Origin of the sequence: Phycicoccus sp. Root563, assembly GCF_001427915.1 — a bacterium.
In the GTDB taxonomy this organism is placed as follows: Bacteria; Actinomycetota; Actinomycetes; order Actinomycetales; family Dermatophilaceae; genus Pedococcus.
This window is the reverse complement of sequence record NZ_LMGM01000001.1, coordinates 2,089,664-2,114,824: the sequence shown is the minus strand read 5'-3', so window position 1 is coordinate 2,114,824 and position 25,161 is coordinate 2,089,664. Positions and strand designations below refer to the sequence as shown.

At 71.4% G+C, this 25,161-nt stretch carries 24 protein-coding genes and 1 tRNA gene; 17 read left to right on the top strand and 8 right to left on the bottom strand.

The features are described 5' to 3' along the window. Genes ASD62_RS10005 through ASD62_RS09985 form a run of 5 tightly spaced genes read left to right on the top strand, consistent with a single transcriptional unit; the run spans nt 1 to nt 4,622 of the window. Entirely contained in the window at nt 1-270 is a 270-nt protein-coding gene (locus ASD62_RS10005) for a flagellar biosynthetic protein FliQ (protein WP_056915834.1), read from the top strand. Continuing rightward, nucleotides 270-1,046 carry a flagellar biosynthetic protein FliR gene (gene fliR, locus ASD62_RS10000; protein ID WP_056915833.1) on the top strand — a complete coding sequence of 259 codons (777 nt, stop codon included), beginning with the start codon at nt 270-272 and terminating at the stop codon, nt 1,044-1,046. The genes ASD62_RS10005 and fliR overlap by 1 nt, the downstream gene beginning before the upstream one ends. Then, on the top strand, nt 1,043-2,182 hold the full coding sequence (locus tag ASD62_RS09995) for a flagellar biosynthesis protein FlhB (RefSeq protein WP_056915832.1): 1,140 nt from the start codon (nt 1,043-1,045) through the stop codon (nt 2,180-2,182). Before fliR ends, ASD62_RS09995 begins: the two co-directional genes overlap by 4 nt. Before the next feature lie 54 nt (nt 2,183-2,236). Further along, nucleotides 2,237-4,288, top strand: a complete 2,052-nt coding sequence (gene flhA / locus ASD62_RS09990) for a flagellar biosynthesis protein FlhA (protein WP_056915831.1) — start codon at nt 2,237-2,239, stop codon at nt 4,286-4,288. Between the two features lies 1 nt (nt 4,289). Continuing rightward, the gene (locus tag ASD62_RS09985) at nt 4,290-4,622 is read left to right on the top strand and encodes a hypothetical protein (RefSeq protein WP_056915830.1); all 333 of its coding nucleotides are present in this window, start codon (nt 4,290-4,292) and stop codon (nt 4,620-4,622) included. A gap of 54 nt (nt 4,623-4,676) precedes the next feature. Here ASD62_RS09985 and ASD62_RS09980 read toward each other — a convergent pair whose 3' ends face one another. Further along, nucleotides 4,677-5,069, bottom strand: coding sequence for a hypothetical protein (locus tag ASD62_RS09980; protein WP_056915829.1), 393 nt, complete (start codon nt 5,067-5,069; stop codon nt 4,677-4,679). Between the two features lie 85 nt (nt 5,070-5,154). On the opposite strand from ASD62_RS09980, the gene ASD62_RS09975 reads away from it, so the two are divergent. Beyond that, nucleotides 5,155-5,736: a GNAT family N-acetyltransferase gene (locus tag ASD62_RS09975; RefSeq protein WP_056917302.1), complete on the top strand. Its 582-nt coding sequence runs from the start codon at nt 5,155-5,157 to the stop codon at nt 5,734-5,736. 11 nt (nt 5,737-5,747) lie between these two features. On the opposite strand, the gene ASD62_RS09970 is transcribed toward ASD62_RS09975, so the two are convergent. Together ASD62_RS09970 and ASD62_RS09965 are read right to left on the bottom strand one after the other, a co-directional pair. Continuing rightward, entirely contained in the window at nt 5,748-6,281 is a 534-nt protein-coding gene (locus ASD62_RS09970; RefSeq protein ID WP_056915828.1) for a LytR C-terminal domain-containing protein, read from the bottom strand. Nucleotides 6,282-6,345: 64 nt separating this feature from the next. Next, nucleotides 6,346-6,642, bottom strand: coding sequence for a type II toxin-antitoxin system VapB family antitoxin (locus ASD62_RS09965; RefSeq protein ID WP_056915827.1), 297 nt, complete (start codon nt 6,640-6,642; stop codon nt 6,346-6,348). Between the two features lie 88 nt (nt 6,643-6,730). On the opposite strand from ASD62_RS09965, the gene ASD62_RS09960 reads away from it, so the two are divergent. Further along, a complete protein-coding gene (locus tag ASD62_RS09960; RefSeq protein WP_157581427.1) occupies nt 6,731-8,335 on the top strand; it encodes a helicase HerA-like domain-containing protein in 1,605 nt (534 codons plus the stop codon). A 190-nt stretch (nt 8,336-8,525) separates the two neighbouring features. Here ASD62_RS09960 and ASD62_RS09955 read toward each other — a convergent pair whose 3' ends face one another. The 3 genes from ASD62_RS09955 to ASD62_RS09945 all read right to left on the bottom strand — a co-directional run bounded on the left by ASD62_RS09955 (nt 8,526) and on the right by ASD62_RS09945 (nt 12,414). Continuing rightward, on the bottom strand, nt 8,526-9,407 hold the full coding sequence (locus ASD62_RS09955; RefSeq protein WP_056915826.1) for a DUF559 domain-containing protein: 882 nt from the start codon (nt 9,405-9,407) through the stop codon (nt 8,526-8,528). Nucleotides 9,408-9,572: 165 nt separating this feature from the next. Next, nucleotides 9,573-10,496: an AEC family transporter gene (locus ASD62_RS09950; RefSeq protein ID WP_056915825.1), complete on the bottom strand. Its 924-nt coding sequence runs from the start codon at nt 10,494-10,496 to the stop codon at nt 9,573-9,575. Nucleotides 10,497-10,506: 10 nt separating this feature from the next. After that, complete coding sequence (locus ASD62_RS09945) at nt 10,507-12,414, bottom strand: propionyl-CoA synthetase (protein WP_056915824.1); 1,908 nt, start codon at nt 12,412-12,414, stop codon at nt 10,507-10,509. Nucleotides 12,415-12,653: 239 nt separating this feature from the next. On the opposite strand from ASD62_RS09945, the gene ASD62_RS09940 reads away from it, so the two are divergent. Next, a complete protein-coding gene (locus ASD62_RS09940) occupies nt 12,654-13,148 on the top strand; it encodes a hypothetical protein (RefSeq protein ID WP_157581426.1) in 495 nt (164 codons plus the stop codon). 8 nt (nt 13,149-13,156) lie between these two features. On the opposite strand, the gene ASD62_RS09935 is transcribed toward ASD62_RS09940, so the two are convergent. Then, on the bottom strand, nt 13,157-13,714 hold the full coding sequence (locus ASD62_RS09935) for a hypothetical protein (protein ID WP_157581425.1): 558 nt from the start codon (nt 13,712-13,714) through the stop codon (nt 13,157-13,159). 124 nt (nt 13,715-13,838) lie between these two features. On the opposite strand from ASD62_RS09935, the gene ASD62_RS09930 reads away from it, so the two are divergent. The 9 genes from ASD62_RS09930 (at nt 13,839) to ASD62_RS09890 (ending at nt 24,830) form a co-directional block, all read left to right on the top strand. Continuing rightward, the gene (locus tag ASD62_RS09930) at nt 13,839-15,665 is read left to right on the top strand and encodes a glycoside hydrolase family 3 protein (RefSeq protein ID WP_082580688.1); all 1,827 of its coding nucleotides are present in this window, start codon (nt 13,839-13,841) and stop codon (nt 15,663-15,665) included. Nucleotides 15,666-15,676: 11 nt separating this feature from the next. Then, on the top strand, nt 15,677-17,026 hold the full coding sequence (locus ASD62_RS09925; RefSeq protein ID WP_056915821.1) for an exo-beta-N-acetylmuramidase NamZ domain-containing protein: 1,350 nt from the start codon (nt 15,677-15,679) through the stop codon (nt 17,024-17,026). 18 nt (nt 17,027-17,044) lie between these two features. Beyond that, complete coding sequence (locus ASD62_RS09920; protein ID WP_056915820.1) at nt 17,045-18,769, top strand: serine hydrolase domain-containing protein; 1,725 nt, start codon at nt 17,045-17,047, stop codon at nt 18,767-18,769. A 29-nt stretch (nt 18,770-18,798) separates the two neighbouring features. Further along, nucleotides 18,799-19,686 carry a MurR/RpiR family transcriptional regulator gene (locus ASD62_RS09915; protein ID WP_056915819.1) on the top strand — a complete coding sequence of 296 codons (888 nt, stop codon included), beginning with the start codon at nt 18,799-18,801 and terminating at the stop codon, nt 19,684-19,686. A gap of 70 nt (nt 19,687-19,756) precedes the next feature. Next, nucleotides 19,757-20,767: an N-acetylmuramic acid 6-phosphate etherase gene (locus ASD62_RS09910; protein ID WP_082580686.1), complete on the top strand. Its 1,011-nt coding sequence runs from the start codon at nt 19,757-19,759 to the stop codon at nt 20,765-20,767. Further along, nucleotides 20,764-22,056 (top strand): extracellular solute-binding protein, encoded by a 1,293-nt coding sequence (locus ASD62_RS09905; RefSeq protein WP_056915818.1) that lies wholly within the window; start codon nt 20,764-20,766, stop codon nt 22,054-22,056. The genes ASD62_RS09910 and ASD62_RS09905 overlap by 4 nt, the downstream gene beginning before the upstream one ends. Then, nucleotides 22,053-22,952 carry a carbohydrate ABC transporter permease gene (locus ASD62_RS09900; RefSeq protein ID WP_056915817.1) on the top strand — a complete coding sequence of 300 codons (900 nt, stop codon included), beginning with the start codon at nt 22,053-22,055 and terminating at the stop codon, nt 22,950-22,952. The genes ASD62_RS09905 and ASD62_RS09900 overlap by 4 nt, the downstream gene beginning before the upstream one ends. Beyond that, nucleotides 22,949-23,872 carry a carbohydrate ABC transporter permease gene (locus ASD62_RS09895; protein WP_056915816.1) on the top strand — a complete coding sequence of 308 codons (924 nt, stop codon included), beginning with the start codon at nt 22,949-22,951 and terminating at the stop codon, nt 23,870-23,872. The genes ASD62_RS09900 and ASD62_RS09895 overlap by 4 nt, the downstream gene beginning before the upstream one ends. Before the next feature lie 13 nt (nt 23,873-23,885). Further along, a complete protein-coding gene (locus ASD62_RS09890) occupies nt 23,886-24,830 on the top strand; it encodes an N-acetylglucosamine kinase (protein ID WP_235530676.1) in 945 nt (314 codons plus the stop codon). 225 nt (nt 24,831-25,055) lie between these two features. Here ASD62_RS09890 and ASD62_RS09885 read toward each other — a convergent pair. Continuing rightward, nucleotides 25,056-25,143: transfer RNA gene (locus ASD62_RS09885), tRNA-Ser, on the bottom strand. Nucleotides 25,144-25,161 lie beyond the last annotated feature (18 nt).

Below are 25,161 nucleotides of genomic sequence, written 5' to 3'. Positions count from 1 at the left end.
GTGACCGATGCCGACGTGGTGCACATCGGCCTCCAGGCGATGATCCTGGCGGCCAAGCTCTCCATGCCCGTGCTCCTCGTGGCCCTCGGCATCGGCTTCGGCGTCTCGCTGCTGCAGGCCGTGACCCAGGTGCAGGAGGTCACCCTCTCCTTCGTCCCCAAGCTCATCGGGGTCGCCATGGTCATCCTCGTCGCGGGTCACTGGATGCTCCAGGAGACCATCGCGTTCACCAAGGCGATGTTCACGATGCTCCCGCAGCTGCTGAGCTGATGCGGGCCAACCTGTCGGCGGACACCCTCGTGGTGCTGCTCCTCGCCACGGTGCGGATGTCGGCGTTCTTCGCCATCGCCCCGCCCTTCAGCAGCCGGTCGGTGCCGGCCCGCATCAAGGCGGCGCTGGCCTTCGCCCTGGCGCTGTGCCTCCTGCCGAACCTCAAGGACCAGTCGCCCACCATCAGCTTGCCGTCGCTCGTCGGCGCCACCCTGTGGCAGGTCGCGGTCGGCATGACGATGGGGTTCGTCGTGCACCTCGCCATGGCCGCCATCCAGGCCGCCGGTGAGCTGATCGACCTCGCCAGCGGGTTCACCCTCGCCAGCCTCTACGACCCGCTCTCCAACGTCTCCAGCAGCATGTTCGGCCGGGTCCAGCAGCTCCTCGCCATCACGCTGCTGTTCGCCGCCAACGGCCACCTGATCCTGGTGCGCGGGTTGATGATGACGTTCGAGACGGTGCCGCTGCGCCCGCTGTCGATCGGTGACCTGGCCCGCCTCGCCACCGACGACCTGGGCCGGTTCCTCGCCGGCGCGCTGCAGATCGCCGCGCCCGTGCTCGTGGTGCTGTTCCTCGCCGAGCTCGCGCTGGGCCTCGTGAGCCGGGCCGTGCCCACCCTGAACATCTTCGCGATGAGCTTCCCCGTGAAGATCCTGCTCGCCATCTCGCTGGCCGGGGTGGCGTTCTCGCTGCTCCCCGGTGCCGTGAGCAAGCTGCTGGACCAGGCGACCCACGACATGGTCTCGGTGGCCACGATGATGGGGACGCGCTCGTGAGCGACAAGGCGTCCAAGACAGAGAAGCCGACCCCGCAACGCCAGCAGGAGGCCAAGAAGGACGGCCAGATCCCGCGGACCGCGGACCTGAGCGCGTGGGTCGCGGTCATCGTCGCGTCGGTGCTGGTCCCGAAGCTGGTCCACGGTCTCGCCGACCTGTTCCGCGACCTGCTCGGGGAGCTCCAGCGCGTCATCGTCGAACCGGATCCCGCGATCGCGATGCAGGTGCTCAAGACGGCCGGCATCCACAGCCTGCTGCTGCTCGCGCCGCTGATGGGCGCCATGGTGGTCGCGGCACTCGTGAGCAACGCCGCCCAGGGCGGCATCCGTATCTATGCCAAGAAGTTCAAGCCGAAGTTCGAGACGCTCAACCCGGCCAAGGGCCTGAAGAACCTCGTGGGCATGCACGCTGCCTGGCAGCTGGTGAAGACCCTGCTCAAGTTCGTCGTGTTCGGCTGGATCGGGTACCGCGCCGTCCGCGACATCACCGAGCAGATCTCCACGAGTGGCCAGTGGTCCCTCGGTGCGTCGGTCGGGGCCGCGGCCGGCTCGGCCCTGAGCATCCTGCGCGTCATCGCCGCGGTCGGGCTGGTCCTCGCCGCGGCCGACTACGTCATGGAGCGTCGCCGCATCGGGTCGTCGCTGAAGATGAGCCTCGAGGACATCAAGCGCGAGAACAAGTCCTCCGAGGGCGACCCGCTGCTCAAGGGCATGATCCGCGGCAAGCAGCGCGAGATGAGCCGCAACCGCATGATGTCCGACCTCTCGTCGGCCGACCTGGTCCTGGTCAACCCGACGCACGTCGCCGTGGCGCTCGCCTACGAACCCGGCCGGGGCGCGCCCCGCGTCGTCGCCAAGGGGGCCGGCCTCGTCGCGGCCAAGATCCGTGAGGACGCGGCCGAGCTCAAGCTGCCCCTCGTCGAGGACGTGCCGCTCGCACGCATGCTCTACCGCAGCTGCCAGATCGGCCAGGAGATCCCCGCCGAGCTGTATGACGCGGTGGCGGGAGTGTTCGTCTTCGTCATGGGCCTGCGCCAGCGCGGCGCCGCGCGAGGCTTCCACCGCAACCCCAACGCCGCCCGCACGGCACCGCCGGCCCTGCTCGAATCCTCAGGTGCCCGCCGTGCGGGTCGATAGGAGGCGTGCCATGACAGCTGCCGTCACCACCCACCCCGCGCAGGCCGAGGTCCGATGAAGAGCCGGATCGGCCAGATCGGCATCCCCGCGGGCATCGTCGCGATCGTCGTGATGATGGTGGTGCCGCTCCCGAGCGTGGTCCTCGACATGCTCCTCGCGGTGAACCTCACCTTCTCGGTGCTGATCCTGCTCGTGGCCCTGAACGTCAAGCGGCCCCTGGACTTCGCGGTCTTCCCGTCGTTGCTGCTCATCGGCACGCTCTTCCGCCTGGCCCTCAACGTCAGCGCCACGCGCCTGGTGCTGCTCGACGGCTTCGCGGGCAAGGTCATCGACGCGTTCGGCCACTTCGTCGTCGGCGGGTCGATCATCGTCGGCCTCGTCATCTTCATCATCCTCGTCGTCATCCAGTTCGTCGTCATCACCAACGGTGCCGGGCGCGTGGCCGAGGTCGGGGCGCGGTTCACCCTCGACGCCATGCCCGGCAAGCAGATGGCGATCGACGCCGACCTCAACTCGGGCCTGATCGACGAGGACGAGGCGCGCCGCCGCCGTGCCGACGTCTCGGCCGAGGCGGACTTCTACGGCGCGATGGACGGTGCCTCCAAGTTCGTCAAGGGCGACGCCATCGCCGCCATCGTCATCACCCTGGTCAACCTCATCGGCGGCCTCATCATCGGTGTGGCCCAGCGCGGCGAGAGCCTGAGCGACGCCGTCGCGACCTACAGCCTGCTGTCCGTCGGCGACGGCCTGGTCTCGCAGATCCCTGCGCTGCTCATGTCGATGTCGACCGGTCTCATCGTCACCCGTGCCACCACCGCGCAGGACATGGGCAGCGACCTCGTCGCCCAGTTCGGTGCCCAGCGCCAGCCGATCCAGGTCGCCGGTGTCGCCGTCGCGGCCCTCGCGGTCATCCCCGGCCTGCCCAAGCTCCCCTTCCTCATCGTCGGTGCCGCGGCCCTGCTCATCGCCCGCACGCTGCCCAAGGCAGGGGAGAAGGAGGCCGCGGACGAGCGCGCAGCGGCCGCCGCCCTGCCGCCCGGCCCGTCGGCCGACAGCCCCGAGGTGCTCGCCCACGACATCCGCGTCGAGCCGCTCGAGCTCGAGCTCGCCTACGACCTCATCGGCCTCGTCGACGCCAGTGCAGGCGGCGACCTGCTCGACCGCGTCAAGGCGTTGCGGCGCAAGCTCGCCCACGAGCTCGGCATCGTCATCCCGCTGGTTCGGACCCGGGACAACATCGACCTCCCGCAGCACACGTACGCCATCCGGTTGCACGGCGTCGAGGTCGCGCGCGGAGAGGCGCCGGCCGGCATGGTCCTCGCCATCGGTGACCACCTGGCCGCGCTCGAGGGCACCCCGACGAGGGAGCCCGTCTTCGGGCTGGAGGCCAAGTGGGTCCCGGTGCACCAGCGGGGTCGCGCCGAGGCGGTCGAGGCCACCGTCGTCGACCGTTCGTCCGTCGTCACGACGCACCTCGCCGAGGTCGTCCGCCAGCACGCCCACGAGCTGCTCGGTCGTGAGGACGTCAAGCTGCTCGTCGAGGCGGTGCGGGCCACCCACCCGGCCGTCGTCGAGGAGATGACGCCCTCCCCGCTGACCCTCGGCGAGGTCCAGCGCGTCCTCGCCGGGCTGCTCTCCGAGGGCGTCGGCATCCGCGACCTGGTCCGCATCTTCGAGGCGCTGTCGCTGCGCGCCCGGGTCAGCACCGACCCCGACTCCCTCGTCGAGGCCGCCCGGCTCGCCCTGGGCCCGGCCATCGCCTCGTCGCACGCGGTGGGCGGCGAGCTTCACGTCCTCACCTTCGAGCCGCGGCTCGAGCAGCGGCTCCTGGAGTCCCTGCGCGGCGGCGAGAACGGGGTGCAGCTCCTCGTCGACCCGTACTTCGCCGAACGCCTCGCCACCGAGGCCGTTCGGGTGTCCCAGCGCGCCGAGCAGTCGGGTGTCCAGCCCGTGCTGGTCTGCGCGCAGCCGCTGCGACGAGCGGTCCGCCGCCTCGTCGAGCCCGGCGCACCGCAGCTCGCGGTGCTCGCCTACTCAGAGCTCGGCGGCCACCTGCGCCTGACCACGGCAGGGGTCGTCGACGTCGTGGAGAGCGTGGTGTCCTGACATGGCCAAGAAGTCCCGTCCCGCAGCCACCGCCGCCCCGGCGACGAACGGCTCCAGCCGGTTCAAGTCCAGCGTCCTGCTCGGCGCGATGCTGTTCGCGCCGGCGGCCTTCCTCGTCCTGCGCGGCAACCTGTCGGTCAACGAGGCGCTGGTGCGCTTCGGCTGTGCGCTGGCGTTCGCGATGATCGGGACGGCCGTCGTGATCTCGAGCCTGCCGGCCGAGGACCGCGGTCCGTCCGCGGAGGACCAGGCGCAGCGGATGGCGGACGCCCCGGCCCCGGTCACGGAGTCCACGACGTCCATGGGGGTCCCGGTGACCCAGCCCGTCGGCTGAGGCACGCGGCACACCGTCCCGCGGTGACCGCCGGGGCGAGGTCCTCGGTGGGCCTCAGACGATGCTGAGCAGCGCCTGGGCGTAGGCGCACTCGGGGTCGGCGTCGGTGAAGGTGGCCGGGCCCTCGGGGCCGGACACGTCGACGGCCCAGGAGTCCCCGTCGCGGTGCAGTCCCGCGAACCGGTCGCCGAGCAGCTCGCGCAGCTGGTCCTCGCGCGGCAGCCACAGGGCGCTGTCGAGGGTGACGGAGTCGAGGGCCCACTCGGTCGTGCCGTTGAACCCCAGCAGGGGCTGGCCCTTGAAGGTGTGCACGTCGATGGTGAGGTGGCTGATCCAGAAGACCTCCCCGAGGACGTTCGGCTGGTCGATGGTGAAGCGGTCCCCGGGCACCGGCTCCCAGAGCACCCCACCCTCACCGAGGCTGCGGGCCAGCTCGACCGTGATCATGGTCCGAGCCTACGTCCCGGTCGCGCCTGCTGCCGTGGCGCGGAACCCGGTGGCCCGCCGGCTCCGGGTGCGGCACGGTGGGGTGGTGCCCCAGCCCCCGCTGCAGACCGCCCGCCTCGACCTCGTGCCGCTCGCCGACGAGCACCTCGAGCTCGAGGTGGAGCTCGACTCCGACCCCGACGTGCTGCGCTACCTCTGGGGTCGGGCCAGGACGCGCGACGAGGTCGAGCGCAACCACGTGCAGCGGCGCCGGCGGGCGGAGGTGGTCGACGGCCTGGGGATGTGGGTCGGCTTCCTGCGCACCGTCGAGCGCGCGCCGGAGGACCGTTTCGTCGGGCTGTGGATGCTGACGCCTCCCCACGGCCCGAGCCAGGATCGCGTGACGGGGGAGGCCGACCTGGGGTACCGCATCCTGCGCCGGCACTGGCGGCAGGGCTTCGCCAGCGAGGGGTCGAGGGAGCTGCTGCGCCACGGGTTCGAGGTGGTCGGCCTGTCGCGGATCTTCGCGCAGACGATGGCCGTGAACGCCGGCTCCCGGGCGACGATGACGAGCATCGGGATGCAGTTCGCCCGCGCGTTCCACGAGCACCACGACGACCCCGTGCCCGGCAGCGAGCAGGGGGAGGTCGAGTACGAGCTGCGCCGCGAGGACTGGGAGCTGCGCTGACGACGTCGGGGTCAGCAGGTCTTCGTCGTGGTCGCCGTGGCAGTCGGTGTCGGTGTCACCTTGGGGGCGGCGGTGAGCTTCGTGTACTTGTCGCCGAGGACGAGGTCCACGGAGGAGTCGGTGCGGCTGTCCTTGACCGCCTTCGAACCCTTGACGAGGCCGAGGACGAGCTTGCTGCCCTTCGCCCCGGTCGGTCCGAACCTCACCTCGGCGGCGATGGTGACCTTGCGCTGCAACGGGTCGTTGGCCACGGTGGAGACCCGGAACCCGCGCTTGCGCACGTCGGTGGCGGTCTTCGCGGCGAGGCCGGCGCGGTCGGTGGCGTTGTAGACGTTGACGGTCACGTCGGCCGGCAGGACGGGTCCGGCCGTGGCGGTGCAGCTCGGCCGCGGCGTCGCGCGGCGTTCGTCGGAGGCCTGGTAGTACGAGTAGGCGTACCAGAAGGCGAAGAACAGCATCAGCGCCACGATCCCCAGCGTGATGAGGGCGCGGCGACGTCTCGCGCGACGAGAGCTCGACGCCCCCGACTCCACGATGTAGCTCACACCCACCTCCGCCTACGTCACGCCCCGACGCGCAGCCTGTCGCCGACCGGGACCTGCTGCGGGGCTAGTCAAGCACGAGGACGCGCGCGTGCAGGGTAGGTCGCTGCTGAAGGGCGGCACGCAGTGCGCGGTGCAGGCCGTCCTCGAGGTAGAGGTTGCCCTCCCACTCGACCACGTGGGCGAAGAGGTCGCCGTAGAACGTCGAGTCCTCGGCGAGCAGCTGTCCCAGGTCCAGCGTCCGCTTGGTGGTGATCAGCTCCTCGAGGCGCACCATGCGCGGGGGCACCTCGGCCCAGTCGCGTGGCGAGTCCTTGCCGTGGTCCGGATACGGCTTTCCCTCGCCCACCTTCTTGAAGATCACCCAGCAACCATAGGGGTATGCCGCGGGCGGCCCCAGCCGTGCGACCGCCTCCCCGACGGCCTGCCGAGCGGCCGGGAGCCGCACTAGAGTGCCGAACGTGACCGAGAACGCGAGTGCCGACCCGTCCGCGCAGTCCTCCGAGCAGCTCGACGCCATCCGCGCCGGCTACTCCTTCACCGGTGGGGCGCTGCTGTTCGGTGCCGCGGTCATCGACGGGACGGCGCATCCTGACGCGCCGGTCAAGGTGCCGCTCGCGACGCTGAACCGGCACGGACTCGTCGCCGGCGCCACCGGTACCGGCAAGACGAAGACGTTGCAGCTCATGGCCGAACAGCTCTCCGGCCAGGGCGTCCCCGTCTTCCTCGCCGACATCAAGGGTGACCTCTCGGGCATGGCCACCGCCGGCGTGGCCAACGACCGGATCACCAGCCGCTCGACGGAGGTCGGGCAGCAGTGGGTCGGCACGGCATACCCGACCGAGTTCCTGTCCCTCGGCGGACTGGGGCAGGGCATCCCGATCCGCGCGACGATCACGTCGTTCGGCCCGACGCTGCTCTCGAAGGTGTTGGGCCTCAACGACACCCAGGAGTCGAGCCTGGGACTGGTCTTCCACTACGCCGACTCGAACGGTCTCGCGCTGCTGGACATCAAGGACCTGCGCGAGGTCGTCTCCTTCCTGACCTCCGACGAGGGCAAGGCCGACCTGAAGGGCCTCGGTGGCCTGTCGTCGGCGACTGCCGGGGTCATCCTGCGCGAGCTGATCGCGTTCTCCGACCAGGGCGCCGACGCGTTCTTCGGTGAGCCGGAGTTCGACACCGCCGACCTGCTCCGCACCGCGGCCGACGGCAAGGGGCTGGTGACCTGCCTCGAGCTTCCCGCGGTGCAGGACCGGCCGGCGCTGTTCTCGACGTTCCTCATGTGGATGTTGGCCGACCTGTTCCACGACCTGCCCGAGGTCGGCGACGCCGACAAGCCGAAGCTCGTCTTCTTCTTCGACGAGGCGCACCTGCTGTTCGCCGACGCGAGCAAGGCGTTCCTGTCGGCGATCGAGCAGACGGTGAGGTTGATCCGGTCCAAGGGGGTCGGCGTCTTCTTCGTCACCCAGAGCCCCAAGGACGTGCCGAGCGGTGTGCTCGCCCAGCTCGGCAACCGGGTGCAGCACGCCCTGCGCGCCTACACGCCCGAGGACGCGAAGGCGCTCAAGGCTGCGGTGTCGACCTACCCCCACAGCAGCTACGACCTCGAGGAGCTCCTCACCAACCTCGGCACGGGCGAGGCCGTCGTCACGGTGCTGTCCGAGCGGGGTGCGCCCACCCCCGTGGCCTGGACCCGGATGATCGCGCCCCAGTCCTTGATGGCTCCGTCCGACCCGGCCCTGGTCACGAGCCTCATCGCCGCGTCGTCGCTGTCGAGCAAGTACGCCGCGGTCGTGGACCGCGAGTCGGCGTACGAGAAGCTGCAGGCGCGTCTGCAGGCAGCCCCGGCCGCCCCCGCGGCGCCGGCGCCCTCGCCCGCTGCCCCGGCCCCCGCACCCGCGGCCCCCAAGCCGGCCCGACCGGCCAAGGAGCAGCCCGGGATCGTCGAGCAGGTCGTGCAGTCGAGCGCGTTCAAGTCGGCCCTGCGCTCTGCCGGCACCGTGCTCGGCCGCGAGATCACCCGGTCGATCTTCGGCACCGCCCGCCGCTCCCGCTGACCCGCGCCTTACCCCTCCTGTGGCGACGACCCGCTGACCCGCGCGCCTTACCCCTCCTGTGGCGACGACCCGCTGACCCGCGCCTTACCCCTCGTATGGCGACCGCCCGACGATCACCTCGCGTCGGTCGTTGCGGTGTGCGCACATGTGGGATCGGGCCGGAGGCGAGGTGATCGTTGGCCGGTCCCGCTCAGGCCGTCGACCGGAGGTGCGCCCGCTGGGCGACCGCCTTGGCGAGCATCTCGGCAACCCACGCCGGACGCGTCATGACCTGCGACCACGTGAAGCGCAGGACCAGCCAGCCTGCGCACGTGAGCCTCGTGTAGCGCGCGACGTCGCGATCCATGGCATCGCGCTCACCGTGGTACTCCATGCTGTCCGCCTCGAGGGCGATCCGGAGGGACTCGTCGGCGAGATCCACCCGGCCCACCCATCCGCGATCGTCGTCGATCCGGACCTGGCAGCGCACGTCGAGGCCCGGTACTCCCAGGGCGACAGCGCGCAGAGCCGACTCGAACGGGTTGGCCGCCAGGGGCGAGGCCTGCGCGAAGACGCGTCGGGTGCGTGATCGGTGCAGGCGAGGCACGTCGGTCAGCCGGTTCGAGAGCTGGGAGGGATGCACGGAGCGGTCCCGGAGGGCGGAGTCGGTGATGGCGAGCGCCTCGGCGAAGGGCAGCAGGGCGGCGCAGTCGAGGAGGGTGCGTTCCCTGGAGGTGACCCAGCTGTCGACGATGTCTCCCGGCGCCAGGGTGCGCCATCGCAGGTCGACCTGGGCGCGGTCGTCGCGGGAGATGTTGCGTCCGCGTGGGACGCAGATCTGCGGCCGGCGGGGCTCCCACATCCTCGCCCAGCCCCAGTGGGAGGCCGCGCTGATGAGCACCGCCGTCCCCGTCAGCTCGTGCGCCAGACGTCGTGTCCGGTCGTCGGTCGGCAGCGCGTACCGGCCCCGGGACGCCCGGGTCACCTCGCCGCTGGCGACGGCGCGCTCGAGCTCCCCGCGGGTCACCGCGCGCAACAGCTGCTTGCGCGGGGCGATGCCACCCAGCTCAGCAACGGCTGCTGCCACGTTCATCTGGTCAGTCTCGGCGATCGGTGAGATCGATCCTGGAGTTCTCCACAGCCCCACCACCCGACGACACGCTCGCAGCGGGACTGGAGGTGGTGAGCGCGACCGTGGCCAGCGCGGTGGCGAGGTGATCGTTGGCCGGTCGGCGGCCGGCAGCGCGGTGAGGTGGGGTCAGCCGAGGACGGCTGCTGCCACCAGGATCACGGGGACCGCGCCCACGGTGGTGATGAGGATGGTGTCGCGGGCCAGGACGGTGGCCCGGTCGTAGCGGCTGCCGTGCACGAAGATGTTCTGCGCCGTCGGCAGCGCCGAGGTGACGACGATGGCGAGCAGTGCCGGCCCGTGCACCCCGAGGACGACCGCGCCGACGAACCACGCCACCGCGGGCTGCACCAGCAGCTTGATGGTCGAGGTCGTCGCGAGCTCGGCCACCGAGCCGGCCCGCCCGAGCCCGGGTCCGAGGCGCAGCGCGATGCCGTACGCGATGAGCATGCAGGGCACCGCCATGTTGCCGATGAGGGTGAGCGGGTCGCGCACGATCGGCGGCAGCGTCCACCCGGTCAGCGACAGCCCGAGACCGGCGAGCGACCCGACGGTGAGGGGGTTCCGGAACGGCCGGGCGACCACCTGCCACACCGACGTCGGACGCCCTCGCACGTCGGCGTCGAGCAGCGACAGGGCCAGCGGCTGGAGCACGAGCAGCTGGAGCAGCAGGGTCGGGGCGACCAGGGCCGCGTCGCCGAGGACGTAGCTTGCCACCGGGATGCCCAGGTTCCCCGCATTGACGTATGACGCGCACAGCGCGCCGATGGTGCCCTCACCCAGGCCGCGGTGCCAGACCCACCGGGCCAGGGCGGCGTACAGGGCGACGCAGACGACCACGGCGGCGCCGGAGGCCACGAGGTTGGCCGAGAGCACCGCGTGGACGTCGGCGCGCCCGAGGGTGATGACCATGAGGGCCGGGCTGGCCACGAAGAACGCGATCCGCGACAGCACCTGCTGGGCGCCGAGGTCGACGACCCGCAGGTGGGCGAGCAGCGCGCCGACGCCGATGACGACGGCAATGGTGACGAACCCGGTGAAGACTCCCTGCACACGCAGGAGGTTAGGTCGCCGGGCGGAGCACGGGTGTCAGCGTCTCAAGGACGCTGGCGTCCTCGATGGTCCCCGGGACGTTCGGGGTCTTCCCGTCGGCGATCTCGCGCATCGTCTTGCGCAGGATCTTGCCCGACCGGGTCTTCGGCAGGGCACCCACGATGTCGACCTGCCGCAGGGAGGCGACGGCGCCCACCTCGTCGCGCACCCGCTGCACGAGCTCGGCGCGGATCCGCTCACCGTCGGCGTCGACGTCCACCCCGGACCGCAGGACGACGAGGCCACGGGGGACCTGGCCCTTGAAGTCGTCGGCCACCCCGATGACCGCGCACTCGGCCACGGCGTCGTGGCCCGCGAGCGCCGCCTCGATGGAACCCGTGGAGAGCCGGTGCCCGGCGACGTTGAGGACGTCGTCGGTGCGTCCCATGACGTAGAGGTAGCCGTCCTCGTCGAGCAGGCCGCCGTCGCCGGTGAGGTAGTAGCCGTCGAACGCCGAGAGGTACCCGGCGACGTAGCGCTCGTCGTCGCCCCAGAGGGTCGGCAGGGTGCCCGGCGGCATCGGCAGCTTCAGGCAGATCGCGCCCTCGGTGCCCGCCGGCACCCGGCGACCCTGCTCGTCGAGCACGTGCACGGCATACCCGGGGGCGGGGACGGTGGGCGAACCCGCCTTGAGCGGCATGGGTTCGAGACCGCGCAGGTTCGAGGCGATGGGCCAGCCGGTCTCGGTCTGCCACCAGTTGTCGACGACTGGGACGCCGAGGCGCTCGGTGGCCCACTCCCACGTGTCGGGGTCGAGGCGCTCGCCGGCCAGGAACACCGTCTCCAGGGAGGAGAGGTCGTGCTGCGCGATCAGGGCTCCCTCGGGGTCCTCGCGGCGGATGGCCCGGTAGGCCGTGGGGGCGGTGAACATCGCCTTCACGCCGTACTTCTCGATCACCCGCCAGAACGCGCTCGCGTCCGGCGTCCCGACCGGTTTCCCTTCGTACAGAACGGTGGTCGCGCCGGTGAGCAGGGGCGCGTAGACGATGTACGAGTGGCCGACGACCCAGCCGACGTCGCTGGCGGTGAACCACGAGTCGCCGGGACCGATGCCGTAGACGTTCTCCATCGACCAGCGCAGCGCGACCGCGTGGCCGCCGTTGTCGCGGACGATGCCCTTCGGGCGCCCGGTGGTCCCCGACGTGTAGAGGATGTAGAGCGGGTCGGTGGCGGCCACCTCGACGCAGTCGGCGGGTTCGGCATCGGCCACGAGCTCGTCCCAGTCGAGCTCCTCCCAGTCCGTGTCGCGCTCACCGACAGATGCGCGGGCTTGCTCGCGCTGCAGCACGATGACCGACTCCGGCTTGTGGCTGCTGCGGTCCAGGGCTGCGTCGAGCATCGGCTTGTACTCCACGATGCGGGTCGGCTCGATGCCGCAGCTGGCGGAGACGATGACGGTCGGCTTCGCGTCCTCGATGCGCGCGGCGAGCTCGGCCGGGGCGAACCCCCCGAAGACGACCGAGTGCACCGCGCCGAGCCGGGCGCACGCGAGCATCGCGACGACCGCCTCGGGGACCATCGGCATGTACACGATGACGCGGTCGCCCTTCTCCACCCCGAGCGAGGCGAGCGCGCCGGCGAACGTCGCGACCCGGTCGAGCAGCGCGGCATACGTGAAGGTCTGGGCGGTGCCGGTCACGGGGCTGTCGTAGTGCAGGGCCGGCTGGTCCCCACGGCCCGCGGCGACGTGCCGGTCGAGGGCGTTGAAGCAGGTGTTGAGCGTGCCGCCGGTGAACCACCGGTAGAACGGCGGCCGGTCGTCGTCGAGCACGCGCGGTGGTGGGGTGATCCAGTCGATGGCCGTCGCGGCGCGACCCCAGAACGCGTCCGGGTCGGCCAGGCTCTCGTCGTATGCCGCGCGGTAGGCCCCGTTGCTCATGGCCCCATCGTGCGTCCCACCGGGCGTTCGCGCCACAGTCGGTCCGCGCCGGTGCGGTGGGAGTGCGCCGCGTCGCGCCGAGCGGTCGGGGTGAGGCCGGCTCGGCCTGCGGTGGGGGATCGTCTGGACGCGTGGCTTACGGCATTTGCATGTTGAGTCAGCCGTTCGGCCGAGGGACGATCGCCCTCCCGAGGTGCTACGACCCGTCGTCCCGGGACCCGAACAGCCTGGAGGCCGCCGTGAAGAGCACCCGAGGTCCTCTCGTCCTCGCCGTCGCAGGCGCCGTGCTCGCCGCGGTCAGCGCAGTGACGGCGCTGGCGGCCAGCCTCGGCGCGCAGGCGCGGGGGAGCGGCGCGTACGGCGTGGTCGCCCACGAGGGGTGGGCGCCCGGCTCGGTGCCGGCGCTGGTGATGCTCGCCGGCCTGCTCCTCGTCGGGGTCGGTGCCGCGCTGCACGACGGCCGCCGACTGCGCGCGACGACGACGCCGCGCACCGCACCGCGGTCCGGGGCCGTTCCCGCCGCACCGCCCGCGACCGTCCGGGTGCCCCCGCCCGTCGGGCCGGTGCGCCCGGTGTACCTCATCACGAGCCTCCCCGAGCGGGTGCTCGCACCCGTCCCGACGCCGCGACCTCGGACCACGCGACCTCGGACCACGCGACCTCGGACCACGCGCCCGCGGCACAGCGCGTCGGGCGCACGGCTCGAGCTGGTCGGGGCCTCCCGCCGGCGCTGAGTCGCAGGTCAGTCCTGCGGCTGGGTGGTGAAGCGGATCCAGGCGGAGGAGTCCCTCTGCCAGAGCAGGACGAGGGCCCAGGCCCCGAGCAGCAGCATGGCCAGGGCGAAGACCCGGGCGAACAGGCCCGCCGTCGGCAGGAGCCCGCCGAAGAACGCCCCGATGGCCACGGGCAGCAGGCCGCAGGCGATCCATCTGCCCCACCTGGAGCCCCTGAGGGTGGTGCGGGCCATGACGAACCACGTGACCGCCGCGATGACCGCCCACACGACGGTGACGGTCAGGCTGATCATGACGACCCGGTCGAGGTCGTCCGCGCCGACGGCTGCCCCCTGGGCGCGGGACTCCCCGGCGAACGCGGCGCGCAGGTCGTTCCGCGTGAGGAACGCCCGGCCGATCTCCAGCAGGCTCAGCACCCCGGCGAACTGCATGACGCGCGAGGCCTCGACGATCGAGCGTGGGGGGACCACCGGACTCCCCGGGCGCCAGACCGGCCGCTCCGGGCGTCGCCCGTCGCCCGCGCCGTCTGCGCTGAGCGCGCCCCGCCACTGGATCTGTCGCGCCATGGCTGCATCATCCCCCACGGGCCAAGACTCGGCAAAGAACTCTTGCCCGGGTTGTCCGGATGTGGGTAAGTTGCAAATCATCGACCTATTGCGTCAATGGTTTACATCTTGCCCAGGAGGCACCATGTCCAGCTCTCCCTTGACCCGCCGGGCCCTCGTGGCCGGCACCGCCGGTGCGGCGCTCCTCGGTTCGCTGGTCGTCCCGGCCGCGGGAGCTGCCACCTCCAGTGGCAACGACCACGGGCCAGGGTGGCAGCACGGCTGGGTCACCTCGACGCTCAAGCGGATGACGCTGGAGGAGAAGGTCGGCCAGCTGTTCATCCAGAACGTCTACGGCAAGGACGCGACCACCCCGGACGCACGCAACATCCCCCTGTACGGCGTCGCGTCGCCGGCGGAGGTGGTGCAGAAGTACCACCTCGGTGGAGTCATCTACTTCGCCTGGACCGACAGCGTCCAGGACCCGCCCCAGATCACGGCCCTCTCGAACGGTCTCCAGGAGGCCGCGCTCACGCAGCCGCACACCAAGGTCCGCATCCCGCTGCAGGTCGCCACGGACCAGGAGCAGGGCGTCGTCACCCGGATCGGGCCCCCGGCGACGCAGTTCCCGGGCTCGATGGCGCTGGGCGCGAGCCGCAGCACCGACGACGCCCGCACCGCCGCGAGGATCACCGGGGAAGAGCTCAAGGCGATGGGCGTCAACACCGACTTCGCCCCTGACTCCGACGTCAACGTCAACCCGCTCAACCCCGTCATCGGCACCCGCTCGTTCTCCTCGAACCCCCAGCTCGCGGCGAGCATGGTCGGCGCGCAGGTGCGCGGCTACCAGGACGACGCCGGCATCTCCTCGTCGGCGAAGCACTTCCCGGGCCACGGGGACACCGCGACCGACAGCCACGTCGCCTTCCCGGTCATCACGCACAGCCGCCAGCAGTGGGAGCAGCTCGACGCCCCGCCGTTCAAGCAGGCCATCGCCGACGGCATCGACATGATCATGACGGCCCACCTCAACTTCCCCGCGCTGGACGACTCCGGGGACCCCGCGACCCTGAGCAAGCCGATCATGACCGGCCTGCTGCGCAGGGAGCTGGGCTACAAGGGCGTCATCGTCACCGACTCCCTCGCCATGCAGGGCGTCCGTGACCTCTACGGCGACCCGGAGGTCGCTGTCCGCGCCCTCTCCGCCGGGGTCGACCAGCTCCTCATGACCCCCGCCATGGACGATGCGTATGCCGCGGTGATCGGTGCCGTCAGGAGTGGCCGGATCAGCCGGGCCGACCTCGACGCCAAGGTGCGCCGGGTGCTCGAGCTCAAGGTCCACCGCGGCATGGTCGCCCACCCCTACGCCGACCCGACCGCCCTCGACCGTGTCGTCGGCACCCCTGCCCACCTCGCCACGGCGGACGCGATCACCAACCGCACCACCACCCTGGTGAAGAACGACGCGGGGACCCTGCCGCTCGCCACCGCGGGCACGAAGGTGCTCGTCACCGGGTATGGCGCGACGACGACGAAGACCCTCGCCGACGGCCTCGCCGCCCACGGGGCGACCACGAGCGTCAAGGAGACCGGCACCTCACCGACCGACGCCCAGATCGCCGGTGCGGTGGCTGCTGCGGCCACGCAGGACGCCGTCGTCGTCACGACGATGAAGGCCTGGGACAAGGCCGTGACCGACCCTCGTGGCGGCCAGCAGAAGCTCGTCGAGCAGCTCGTGGCCACCGGCAAGCCGGTCATCGTGGTCGCCACCCGCGACCCGTACGACATCGCCTACCTGACCGAGGCCTCGACCTACCTCGCGACCTACTCCTACAGCCCGGTCGCGATCCAGGCCGTCGCCCGGGTCATCGCCGGAGAGGTCGCCCCCACGGGCAAGCTCCCGGTCGACATCCCGGCCGCGGGCGACCCCTCGACCGTCCTCTACCCCTTCGGCCACGGCCTGACCTACTGATCGGACGACCGATGTCGCACCAGACCCACCTCAACCGTCGTCAGCTGCTCAGGGCCGCCGGCGCAGGAGCCCTGGTCCTGCCGGCCTCGGTGGCCGCCACCGCCGGCGCCGCCACCCCCGCCGCCACCCCCGTGACCGCCGCCGCGAACCCGGCGGGGGCGCCATACCCGAACCGCCCGGTCGCGACGGGGGCCCAGCGGGCCGCCGCGGACGGGTGGAGGGCGCTGGCGGGTCAGAAGGTGGGCATCATCACCAACCCCACCGGCGTCCTCACCAACCTGCGGACCATCGTCGACGAGATGCACGAGGCCGGGACGGTCGACATCGTCGGGGTGTTCGGGCCGGAGCACGGGTTCCGCGGGACCGCGCAGGCGGGCGACTCCGAGGGCACGCACACCGACCCGCGCACCGGGCTGACGGTCTACGACGCCTACGGTGCCAACGCCGCGAAGATGGAGCAGCTGTTCCGCGCCGCGGGGGTGGAGACGGTCGTCTTCGACATCCAGGACGCCGGCGCGCGGTTCTACACCTACATCTGGACGATGTACACGGCGATGCGGGCGGCTGTCGCCACCGGTGCGAGGTTCGTGGTCCTCGACCGGCCGAACCCGTTGGGCGGCAAGGCCTACGGACCGATGATGACGACGGCGTACACCTCCGGAGTGGGCGCCAAGGAGATCGTCCAGGCCCACGGCATGACCGTCGGCGAGCTCGCGCGGTACTTCGACGGCGAGTTCCTCACCGCCGACGCCGGCGGTCGCGTCAGCGAGCTGTCCGTGGTCGAGGTCTCCGGCTGGCGACGGGACGTGCCGTATGCCGAGACCGGGCTCCCGTGGGTGATGCCCAGTCCCAACATGCCCACGGCCGACACGGCGCTGGTGTACCCGGGGACGGGGATGTTCGAGGGGACCAACCTGTCCGAGGGCCGCGGCACGACCCGGCCCTTCGAGCTCGTGGGGGCGCCCTACGTCGACCACCGGTGGGCGGAACGCCTTGCAGCACGGTCGATCCCGGGCGTCGCCTTCCGCGAGGCGTACTTCACGCCGACCTTCAGCAAGCACCTCAACACCGTCTGTGGTGGCGTGCAGGTGTCGGTGACCGACCCGGCGAGGTTCGACCCGGTGCGCACCGGTGTCGAGATGCTCGTCGCCGCGAAGGCGCTCTACAAGGACTTCGCCTGGCGGGTGGACAACGACCCGCGCCCCTACTGGATCGACAAGCTGAGCGGTTCCACGAGGCTGCGCGAGCAGGTCACCGCCGGGGCCGGCGCCGACGAGGTGGTCGGCGCCTGGCAGGCAGAGCTGCGCGACTTCGACCGGCGGCGCCGGCAGTACCTCATCTACCGCGGCCCGGCCGCCTGAACCGGACGGTGGACCACCATGCACCTGCGTCCGACCCTGCCCTCGAGCGTGGTGGCCTGCGCGCTCGTCCTGAGTGGTGCCCTCGTGGCCGCACCCGCCGTGGCTGAGGACTTCAGCAAGCCCTTCAAGGGATTCGCCCCACCCAACACCGTGCTGCACGACGCGCCACCGGCCGCGGTCGGGCTCGACCCCGGGCCGGTCGCGACGGCGGTCGACCAGATCCGCGCCCACGAGACGGCGCCGGTGGGCGGCCACCCCATGTACGCGGGCGCGGTCGGCCTGATGGGCCACGACGGCAAGGTCGTCGAGCGGGACGCCAGCGGGTTCGCGCTCAGGTACGCCGACGCCACGACCGAGCTTCCGCGGGACCAGTGGGTCCCCATGCGCGACGACACCGTGTTCGACCTGGCGTCGGTGTCCAAGCTGTTCACCTCGCTGGCCGTCGTCCAGCTCGTCGAGGAGGGCAAGGTCGCGCTCGAGGCCCCGGTGGCCACCTACCTGCCCGAGTTCGCCGCGGGCGGCAAGGAGGGGGTCACGATCCGTCAGCTGCTCACGCACACGTCAGGTTTCCCGGCCTGGCTGCCGCTCTGGAGCAAGTACCCCGACAAGGCCGCGCGGATCAAGGCCGTCCTGGACCAGCCGCCGACGAACCCGCCGGGTTCCACGTACCTCTACAGCGACCTCAACCTCATCACCCTCGGCGTGGTGGTCGAGAAGCTGCGCGGCAAGCCGCTCGACGAGGTCGTCGCGGAGCGCATCACACGGCCCCTGGGCATGCGTGACACGGGCTACAACCCCAGCGACCGGACGCGAACAGCGGCCACCGAGTACCAGACGGCCCCGGCGCGCGGCATGGTCTGGGGCGAGGTGCACGACGAGAACGCCTGGTCCCTCGGAGGTGTCGCCGGCCACGCAGGTGTGTTCTCGACGGTCGACGACCTGGCCGTCCTCAGCCAGGCCCTGCTCAACGGAGGGACCTACAGGGGCCACCGGATCCTGTCGAAGCAGAGCGTCACGTCCCTCATCACCAACTTCAACGGTGACTTCCCGGGAGACGACCACGGCCTCGGGTTCGAGCTCAACCAGCGCTGGTACATGGATGCGCTCTCGGGCCCGCAGACGGCCGGGCACACCGGGTACACCGGCACCTCGATCGTCATCGACTTCGCCTCGCGTTCGTTCGCGATCCTGCTGACCAACCGGGTCCACCCCTCCCGCAGCTGGGGCAGCATCAACCTGGCGCGGCGGGAGTGGGCGGGGGGCCTGGCGCAGGCCATGAGGGTGCGCCCCGCGCACGGTGACACGGCGTGGTTCAGCGGCGCGAAGGACGCGACGACCAGCACGCTCGCGACTCCACCCCTCGAGGTGCCGGCGAGGGGCGGGCGCCTCGGGTTCGACCTCTTCCTCGACACCGAGGAGAGCGACCTGCTCGCGCTCGAACGGTCGACCGACGGCGGGGCGACATGGGCGCCGCTGCCCTTCACGGTCCGCGACCGGGGAGAGACTACCCAGAGCGACGGCGTCGCCTCGGGGAGCGGGGACCGCAGGTGGGTGCAGGCGCGGGCCGACCTCCCCGGCGGGAGCCAGGTCCTGCGGTGGCGCTACACGACCGACGCCGCCTACCTCGGACGCGGCGTCTACGTCGACGACCTGCGGGTGGCCTCGGGCGGCCGGGTCGTGCTGGACGGGGAGAAGAGCCCCGGGGACTTCGTCGCGCAGGGCTGGATGCTGGCGTCACGATGACGCAGGAGGCGAAGCCGTACGGTAAGCCCATGCCCCCCCGTGCCGCTGACGCCACCGTGCCGACCGTGCCCCTCCTGGTGCGCCTGCGCGGGATCCGTCCCTCGTTGTCACCGGCGGAGGACCGCGTCGCCGAGCAGGTGCTCGCCGACCCCAGGGCCGCTGCTGCGCTGACGATCAGCGAGCTCGCCGTCTCCGCCCAGACCTCGGAGACGACCGTGCTGCGGTTCTGTCGTCGGCTCGGGCTCCCGGGCTACCCCCAGCTCCGGCTCGGGCTGGCGGAGGAGAGCGCGCAGCCGCGGGCGGGCGGGGCGACCGACACCGACATCAGCGCCAAGGACACGATCGACGACATCATCGCCAAGGTGGCGTTCGTCGACGCCAGCGCGGTCGAGGAGACCGCCCAGCAGCTCGACCGACCCAGCCTCGCCGCCGCGGCGGCAGCCGTGGCGGCCGCGAAGCGCGTCGACATCTACGGCATCGGTGCCAGCGCCATCGTCGGCACCGACCTCCAGCAGAAGCTGCACCGCATCGGGGTCGTGGCCTTCGCCTGGAACGACCCCCACATCGCCCTGACGAGCGCGACCCTGCTGGGCAAGGGGGACGTGGCCATCGGGATCTCCCACTCGGGCACGACCTCGGAGACCATCGAAGCGCTCGACGCAGCCCGGAGCCGGGGTGCGACGACGATGGCGATCACCAACTTCCCGGTGTCCCTGCTCGCGGCTCGCGCGGACCTCGTGCTCACCACGGCTGCTCGCGAGACCAGCCTGCGGTCCGGGGCCACGGCCAGCCGCATCGCGGCGCTGACCGTCGTCGACTGCCTCTACATCGCGGTGGCCCAGCGCAACCTGCCCCGGGCCCGCAAGGCCGTCAAGGAGACCCGGCAGGCGGTGGCCAGCCACCACCTGCGTCAGTGACTCGGCACGGCCTGACTGGTCATTCATTTACGTCGTTGACGCATTGGGCGTAAGAAACTAACCTCACGGTGTGACCAGCGACGTGAGCGTCAGCGCGCCCACCGAGGAGCGCCACCCCGGCAGCACCGCCATCGACACCCAGCCGACCCTGGAGATCCTGCGGCTGCTCAACGACGACGACGCCCGGGTCGCCCCGGCGGTGGCCGAGGTGCTGCCCGAGCTGGCCGTCCTCGTCGACCGGGCCGTCACCGCCATCAGGACCGGCGGCACGGTGCACTACTTCGGCGCGGGCACCTCCGGGCGGCTCGCCGTCCTCGACGCCGCCGAGCTGCTGCCGACCTTCAACGCCCCCGACGGGCTGTTCGTCGCGCACCACGCCGGAGGCCTCGGCGCCCTCCTCCGTGCGGTCGAGAACGTCGAGGACGACGAGGGTGCCGGTGAGGCGGAGGCCTCGGCCCTCCGCGAGGGCGACATCGCGATCGGCCTCACCGCCTCGGGTCGCACGCCCTTCGTCGGCGGCGCCCTGCGCCGGGCCCGTGAGCTGGGGGCGATCACCGCCCTGGTGACCTCGAACCCGGAGGCCGGGCTCGCGCCATACGCCGACCACCTCCTCGTGGCCCGCACCGGGCCCGAGGTCCTCACGGGCTCGACCCGGCTCAAGGCGGGGACGGCGCAGAAGCTCGTCCTCAACTCGTTCTCGACGGCCGTGATGATCCGGCTCGGCCGGACCTGGTCCAACCTCATGGTCGACGTCGTCGCCACCAACGCCAAGCTGCGTGGTCGCGTGCTGCGCATCCTGCAGGAGGCCAGCGGCGCCGACGAGACCGACGCCCGCCTCGCGCTCGAGGCCGCCGACGGCGAGCTCAAGACGGCCCTGCTGTCGATGCTTGCCGGCACCGACGCGGCCACGGCCCGGCTGGCCATCGCCGACCACCAGGGATCGGTCGCGAGGGCGCTGGCCGACCTGGTGCCCGGCAGTGCCGCCCTCCTCCAGACCTCCTCCCCGGAACCCACCCCTTCCCCGCGAGATGGCTCCTCGGTATCCGTGGCGCCGAATCCCCTGACAGGAGAACGTTCATGACTCGTCGCACCCACAGGTCCATCGCCTCCGTGGTCGCCCTCGGCGCAGCCCTCGCCCTCACGGCGTGCGCGCCCTCCAGCGGCGGGGACGACTCCGGCGGCGGCAGCGGCGACACCACCCTGAGCGTGTGGTCGTGGCGGGTCGAGGACAAGGCGGCCTACGACACGATCTTCGCGGCCTACGAGAAGGCCCACCCCGGGGTGAAGGTCGACTTCAAGGCGTTCAAGGCCACCGAGTACAACAAGATCCTCGCCACCGGCCTCGCCGGCTCCGACGGCCCGGACGTCCCGCAGGTCCGGTCCTACGGCCAGCTGCAGACGACGGTCGCCTCCGACTCGCTCGTCCCGCTCGACGGAAAGGTCGACCTCTCCGGCTGGGACGAGAACGTCGTCGCCAGCGCCAAGGGCAAGGAGGACGGCAAGATCTACTCCGTGCCGCTCGCCCGCCAGACCACGGTGATGTTCTACAACCAGGACGTGTTCGACAAGGCCGGGCTCGAGGCGCCGACGACCTGGGACGAGTTCATGGCCGCCAACACGAAGTTCGCCGCCGACGGCCTCACGCCGATCGCGGTGGGGGCCAAGGACGACTGGACCCTGCCGATCGTCCACGAGGTCCTCGCGGCGCCGCGCTTCGGTGGCAAGACGTTCCAGGACGAGGTCACCACGGGGTCCAAGGACTTCACCGACCCCGACTGGGTGGCGTCGGTCAAGGTCCTCAAGGACCTCGAGAAGTTCATGCCGAAGAACGTCACGGGCGTCGCCATCACGGACGCGCAGACGCTCTTCACGGCGGGCAAGGCCGCCATGCTGCCGGGTGGGTCCTACGACCTCGCGGTGCTGCAGAAGGCGAACCCCGCGATGAAGATCGGGGTCTTCCAGGTGCCCCCGCCCCCGGGGTCGCCCAGCGGGGCCACGGCCACGACGGCCGGCTGGGCCGACGGCAACTTCGCGGTCTCCAAGAAGTCGAAGAACCAGAAGGCCGCCACCGACCTCGTCACGTGGATGTCGACCAAGGAGTTCGGCCAGATGGTCGCCGACGACGTGAAGCAGATCTCGGCCGTCCCCGGCGTCGAGTACAAGGACCCGCTGCTCAAGCAGATGAGTGAGAACTACGTGAAGTCCGGCTCGCCGTACCTGCTGCTCACGGACTTCCGCTACGGCTCGCCGTCCGGCACGGACCTGCTCGGCAAGGGCATCCAGCAGCTCCTGCTCGGTGGCAAGGACGCGTCCACGGTGAGCAAGGAGCTCGACACCGGCGTCAAGACCTGGTTCAAGCCGGCCGCGTGAGACGTCGTACGGGGCTGCTGTTCGTCCTCCCCGCCCTGCTGCTGTTCGGGGTGTTCGTGCTCTACCCGATGGCGACGGCGTTCTCCTACGCCTTCTTCGAGTGGCGGGGCACGGCGCGCGGAGCGTTCGCGGGCCTGACGAACTTCCGCACGCTGTTCACCAGGGCGCCGTTCACGACGGACCTGCCGCGAGCGCTGCTGCACAACGTGCTGTTCTTCGGCGGGACGATGGTGTTCCAGAACACCATCGGCCTCGGCGTCGCGTTCCTGCTGCACCGTCGGGCCCGGACCCGCCGGCTGCTCCAGACGCTCTACGCCATGCCCTACCTCGTCAGCCCGATCGTCATCGGCTACCTCTGGACGCTCCTGCTCTCGCCGACCTTCGGCCCGGTCAACCAGCTGCTGACGAAGATCGGCCTCGAGTCGTGGGCCCTTCCCTGGCTGGGCGACCCCAAGACCGCCCTGTGGGTGGTGGTGCTCGTGAGCGTGTGGCAGTGGATCGGCTTCCCCGTCCTCCTGTATGGCGCCGCGCTGGGTGGGGTGCCCGAGGAGCTCACCGAGGCTGCTCGTGTCGACGGGGCAAGCCACCGCCAGGCGTTCTTCAAGGTGACCCTGCCGTTGCTGGTCCCGGCGATCGGCACGGTGTCGGTGCTGACGTTCATCTTCGCCATGGAGGCGTTCGCGCTCCCGTACGCGTTCGGCGGGTCGACCGGGAACCCGGCGGGCTCGACGGACTTCGTGTCGCTGCTGTTCTACCGGACTGCCTTCGACTCCGGCTCGATCGACGCCATCGGCAGCTCGTCGGCGCTGGCGACCCTGTTGTTCCTCGTCATCTTCGGTGGCGCCCTCGGCGCCACCTCGGTCCTGCGTCGCCACGAACGGAGGATCACCGCATGAGCGTCGTCGTCCCGCCCGTGGCCTCCACCGACCGTGAGGGCCCGGTGCTGGCCCAGCCGCGCGGCCCGCGCGGCGGCCGTGGTGCCCGGTCCGGCTCCGGCGGCAAGCCGGTCGGGGGCACGACGGCGACCGTGGTGCTGTGGCTCTATGCCGCGATCGCCCTGGTCCCCCTGCTGCTCATGGTCCTCAGCTCGTTCCGGACCAACGCCGACCTCATCACCGACCCGTTGGGCCTGCCGTCGCCGATCTCGACGCAGAGCTACAAGGAGGCGTGGACCACCGGCAACTTCGCCACCTACTTCGGCAACTCGCTGCTCGTCACGGTCGGCGCCGTGGTGCTGTCGACCACGGTCTCGACGATGGCGGCCTACGCGCTCGCCCGCGTTCGGTCGAGAGCCTTCCGCTGGCTCGAGTCCCTGTTCCTGTCCGGGCTCATGCTCCCGATCCACCTCGCGATCCTGCCGATCTTCTACCTGTTCGACGGCCTCGGGCTGATCGACTCCCGGATGGGGCTCGCGCTGATGTACGGCGCGTCCGGGGTGCCGTTCTCGATCTTCGTGCTGACGACGTTCTTCCGGCAGCTGCCCGAGGAGCTCGAGGAGGCCGCCGCCCTGGACGGTGCCTCGCCGTGGCAGACGTTCTGGCGCGTCATGGTCCCGCTCGTGCGTCCGGCGCTGGCGACCGTCGCCGTCTTCCGCTTCGTGCCGATCTGGAACGACTTCCTCTTCCCGCTCGTGCTGCTGCGCCGCGAGGAGAAGTACACGCTGCCCGTCGGGCTCACCACCTTCTTCGGGGAGAACGCCACCAACTACTCGGCCGTGTTCGCGGGGCTCGTCATCACGACGATCCCCCTGATCCTGTTGTTCCTCCTCGCCACCAAGCAGATCGTCGCCGGATTGACCGCCGGCATGTCGAAGTGATCCCATCGCGGGCGTGAGCACCCTGGGCCGCGCGACGGTCGCGGCCGTGGACATCGGCGGTTCCGGCCTGCGCGTCCAGCTCTCGCACGGCACCGAGCCCGGTCCGGTCCGCACCGCCCCCGGCGTGCGGATCCAGCCGGGCGGGATCGACGTGTCTGCTCTGGCCGTGGCGGCCCGGGCGCTGGTGGCCGACGAGCTGCCCATGCAGGATCCGGACGTCGTCGTCTGGTCGATGCGGGGTCTGCTGTTCCTCGCCGACCGCACGGAGGTGATGCGGATCGTGCGCTCGTCGTTCGGTGCCCGTCGCACGGTGGTGGTCAGCGATGCCGTGGCCAACCTCGTGGGGGCGCTCGACGGGCTGCGTCCCGGCGCGGTCGTCGCCGCCGGGACCGGGGCGGTCGCCTTCGGCACCGACTTCGCCGAGACGTGGCGCCGGGTCGACGGCTGGGGCCACGTGCTCGGTGACGTGGGTTCGGGGGCCTGGCTGGGGCTGGAGGGCCTGCGGGCGGCGCTGCGGTCCTCCGACGGGCTGCCGTCGGGGTCGTCCGCCCTGCTGGAAGCGGCTCGTCCTTCCTTCGGCGAGCCCACCACCTGGCCCCGGCAGGTGATGAACGCTCCCGACGCCCCGGAACGGCTGGCCGGCTTCGCCCCGGCGGTGGCTGCGGCGGCGATCGACGGTGACCCGGTGGCGACCGCGCTCTGCGCCCACGCGGGGGAGGGACTCGCCGATGCCCTGGGGGCTGCGGCCTCCGGGCTGCCCGACCCGGTCCTGGTCGCCACCGGGGGAGTCCTCGCGGCCGCGCCCGTGCGGACGGCCCTCGAGCGGCGGCTCGCCCGCGACGGACGGGTCCTCGCACCGGCGCTGGGTGGGGCGCTCGACGGGGCCCGGTTGCTCGGCACCCACCTGCTGGAGGCGGGCACCCTGCCCGCGCACGCGGCATACCTGCTCGTCGACTGACCGGGTCGCCGTGGACGCGCCGGGAACCACCGGCGTGTTCACATCGAACCGGGGGCCGGGGCATGAGAAAAGGCCCCTCGCATGCTCGGGGCCCTACTCGTGTGGCGGAGGATAGGAGAGCCGCCTTCGCGGCCGGCTCGTTCCTCGCCGCCCGCTCAGGCTCCCGTCATCACCTACCCACCGCCAAAGAGAAAGACCCCCGCGCAAGCTTGGGGGTCATCTCTGTGGCGGAGGATAGGGGATTCGAACCCCTGAGAGCTTTCACTCAACACGCTTTCCAAGCGTGCGCACTAGGCCACTATGCGAATCCTCCGCGGGCGAGGCTACACGG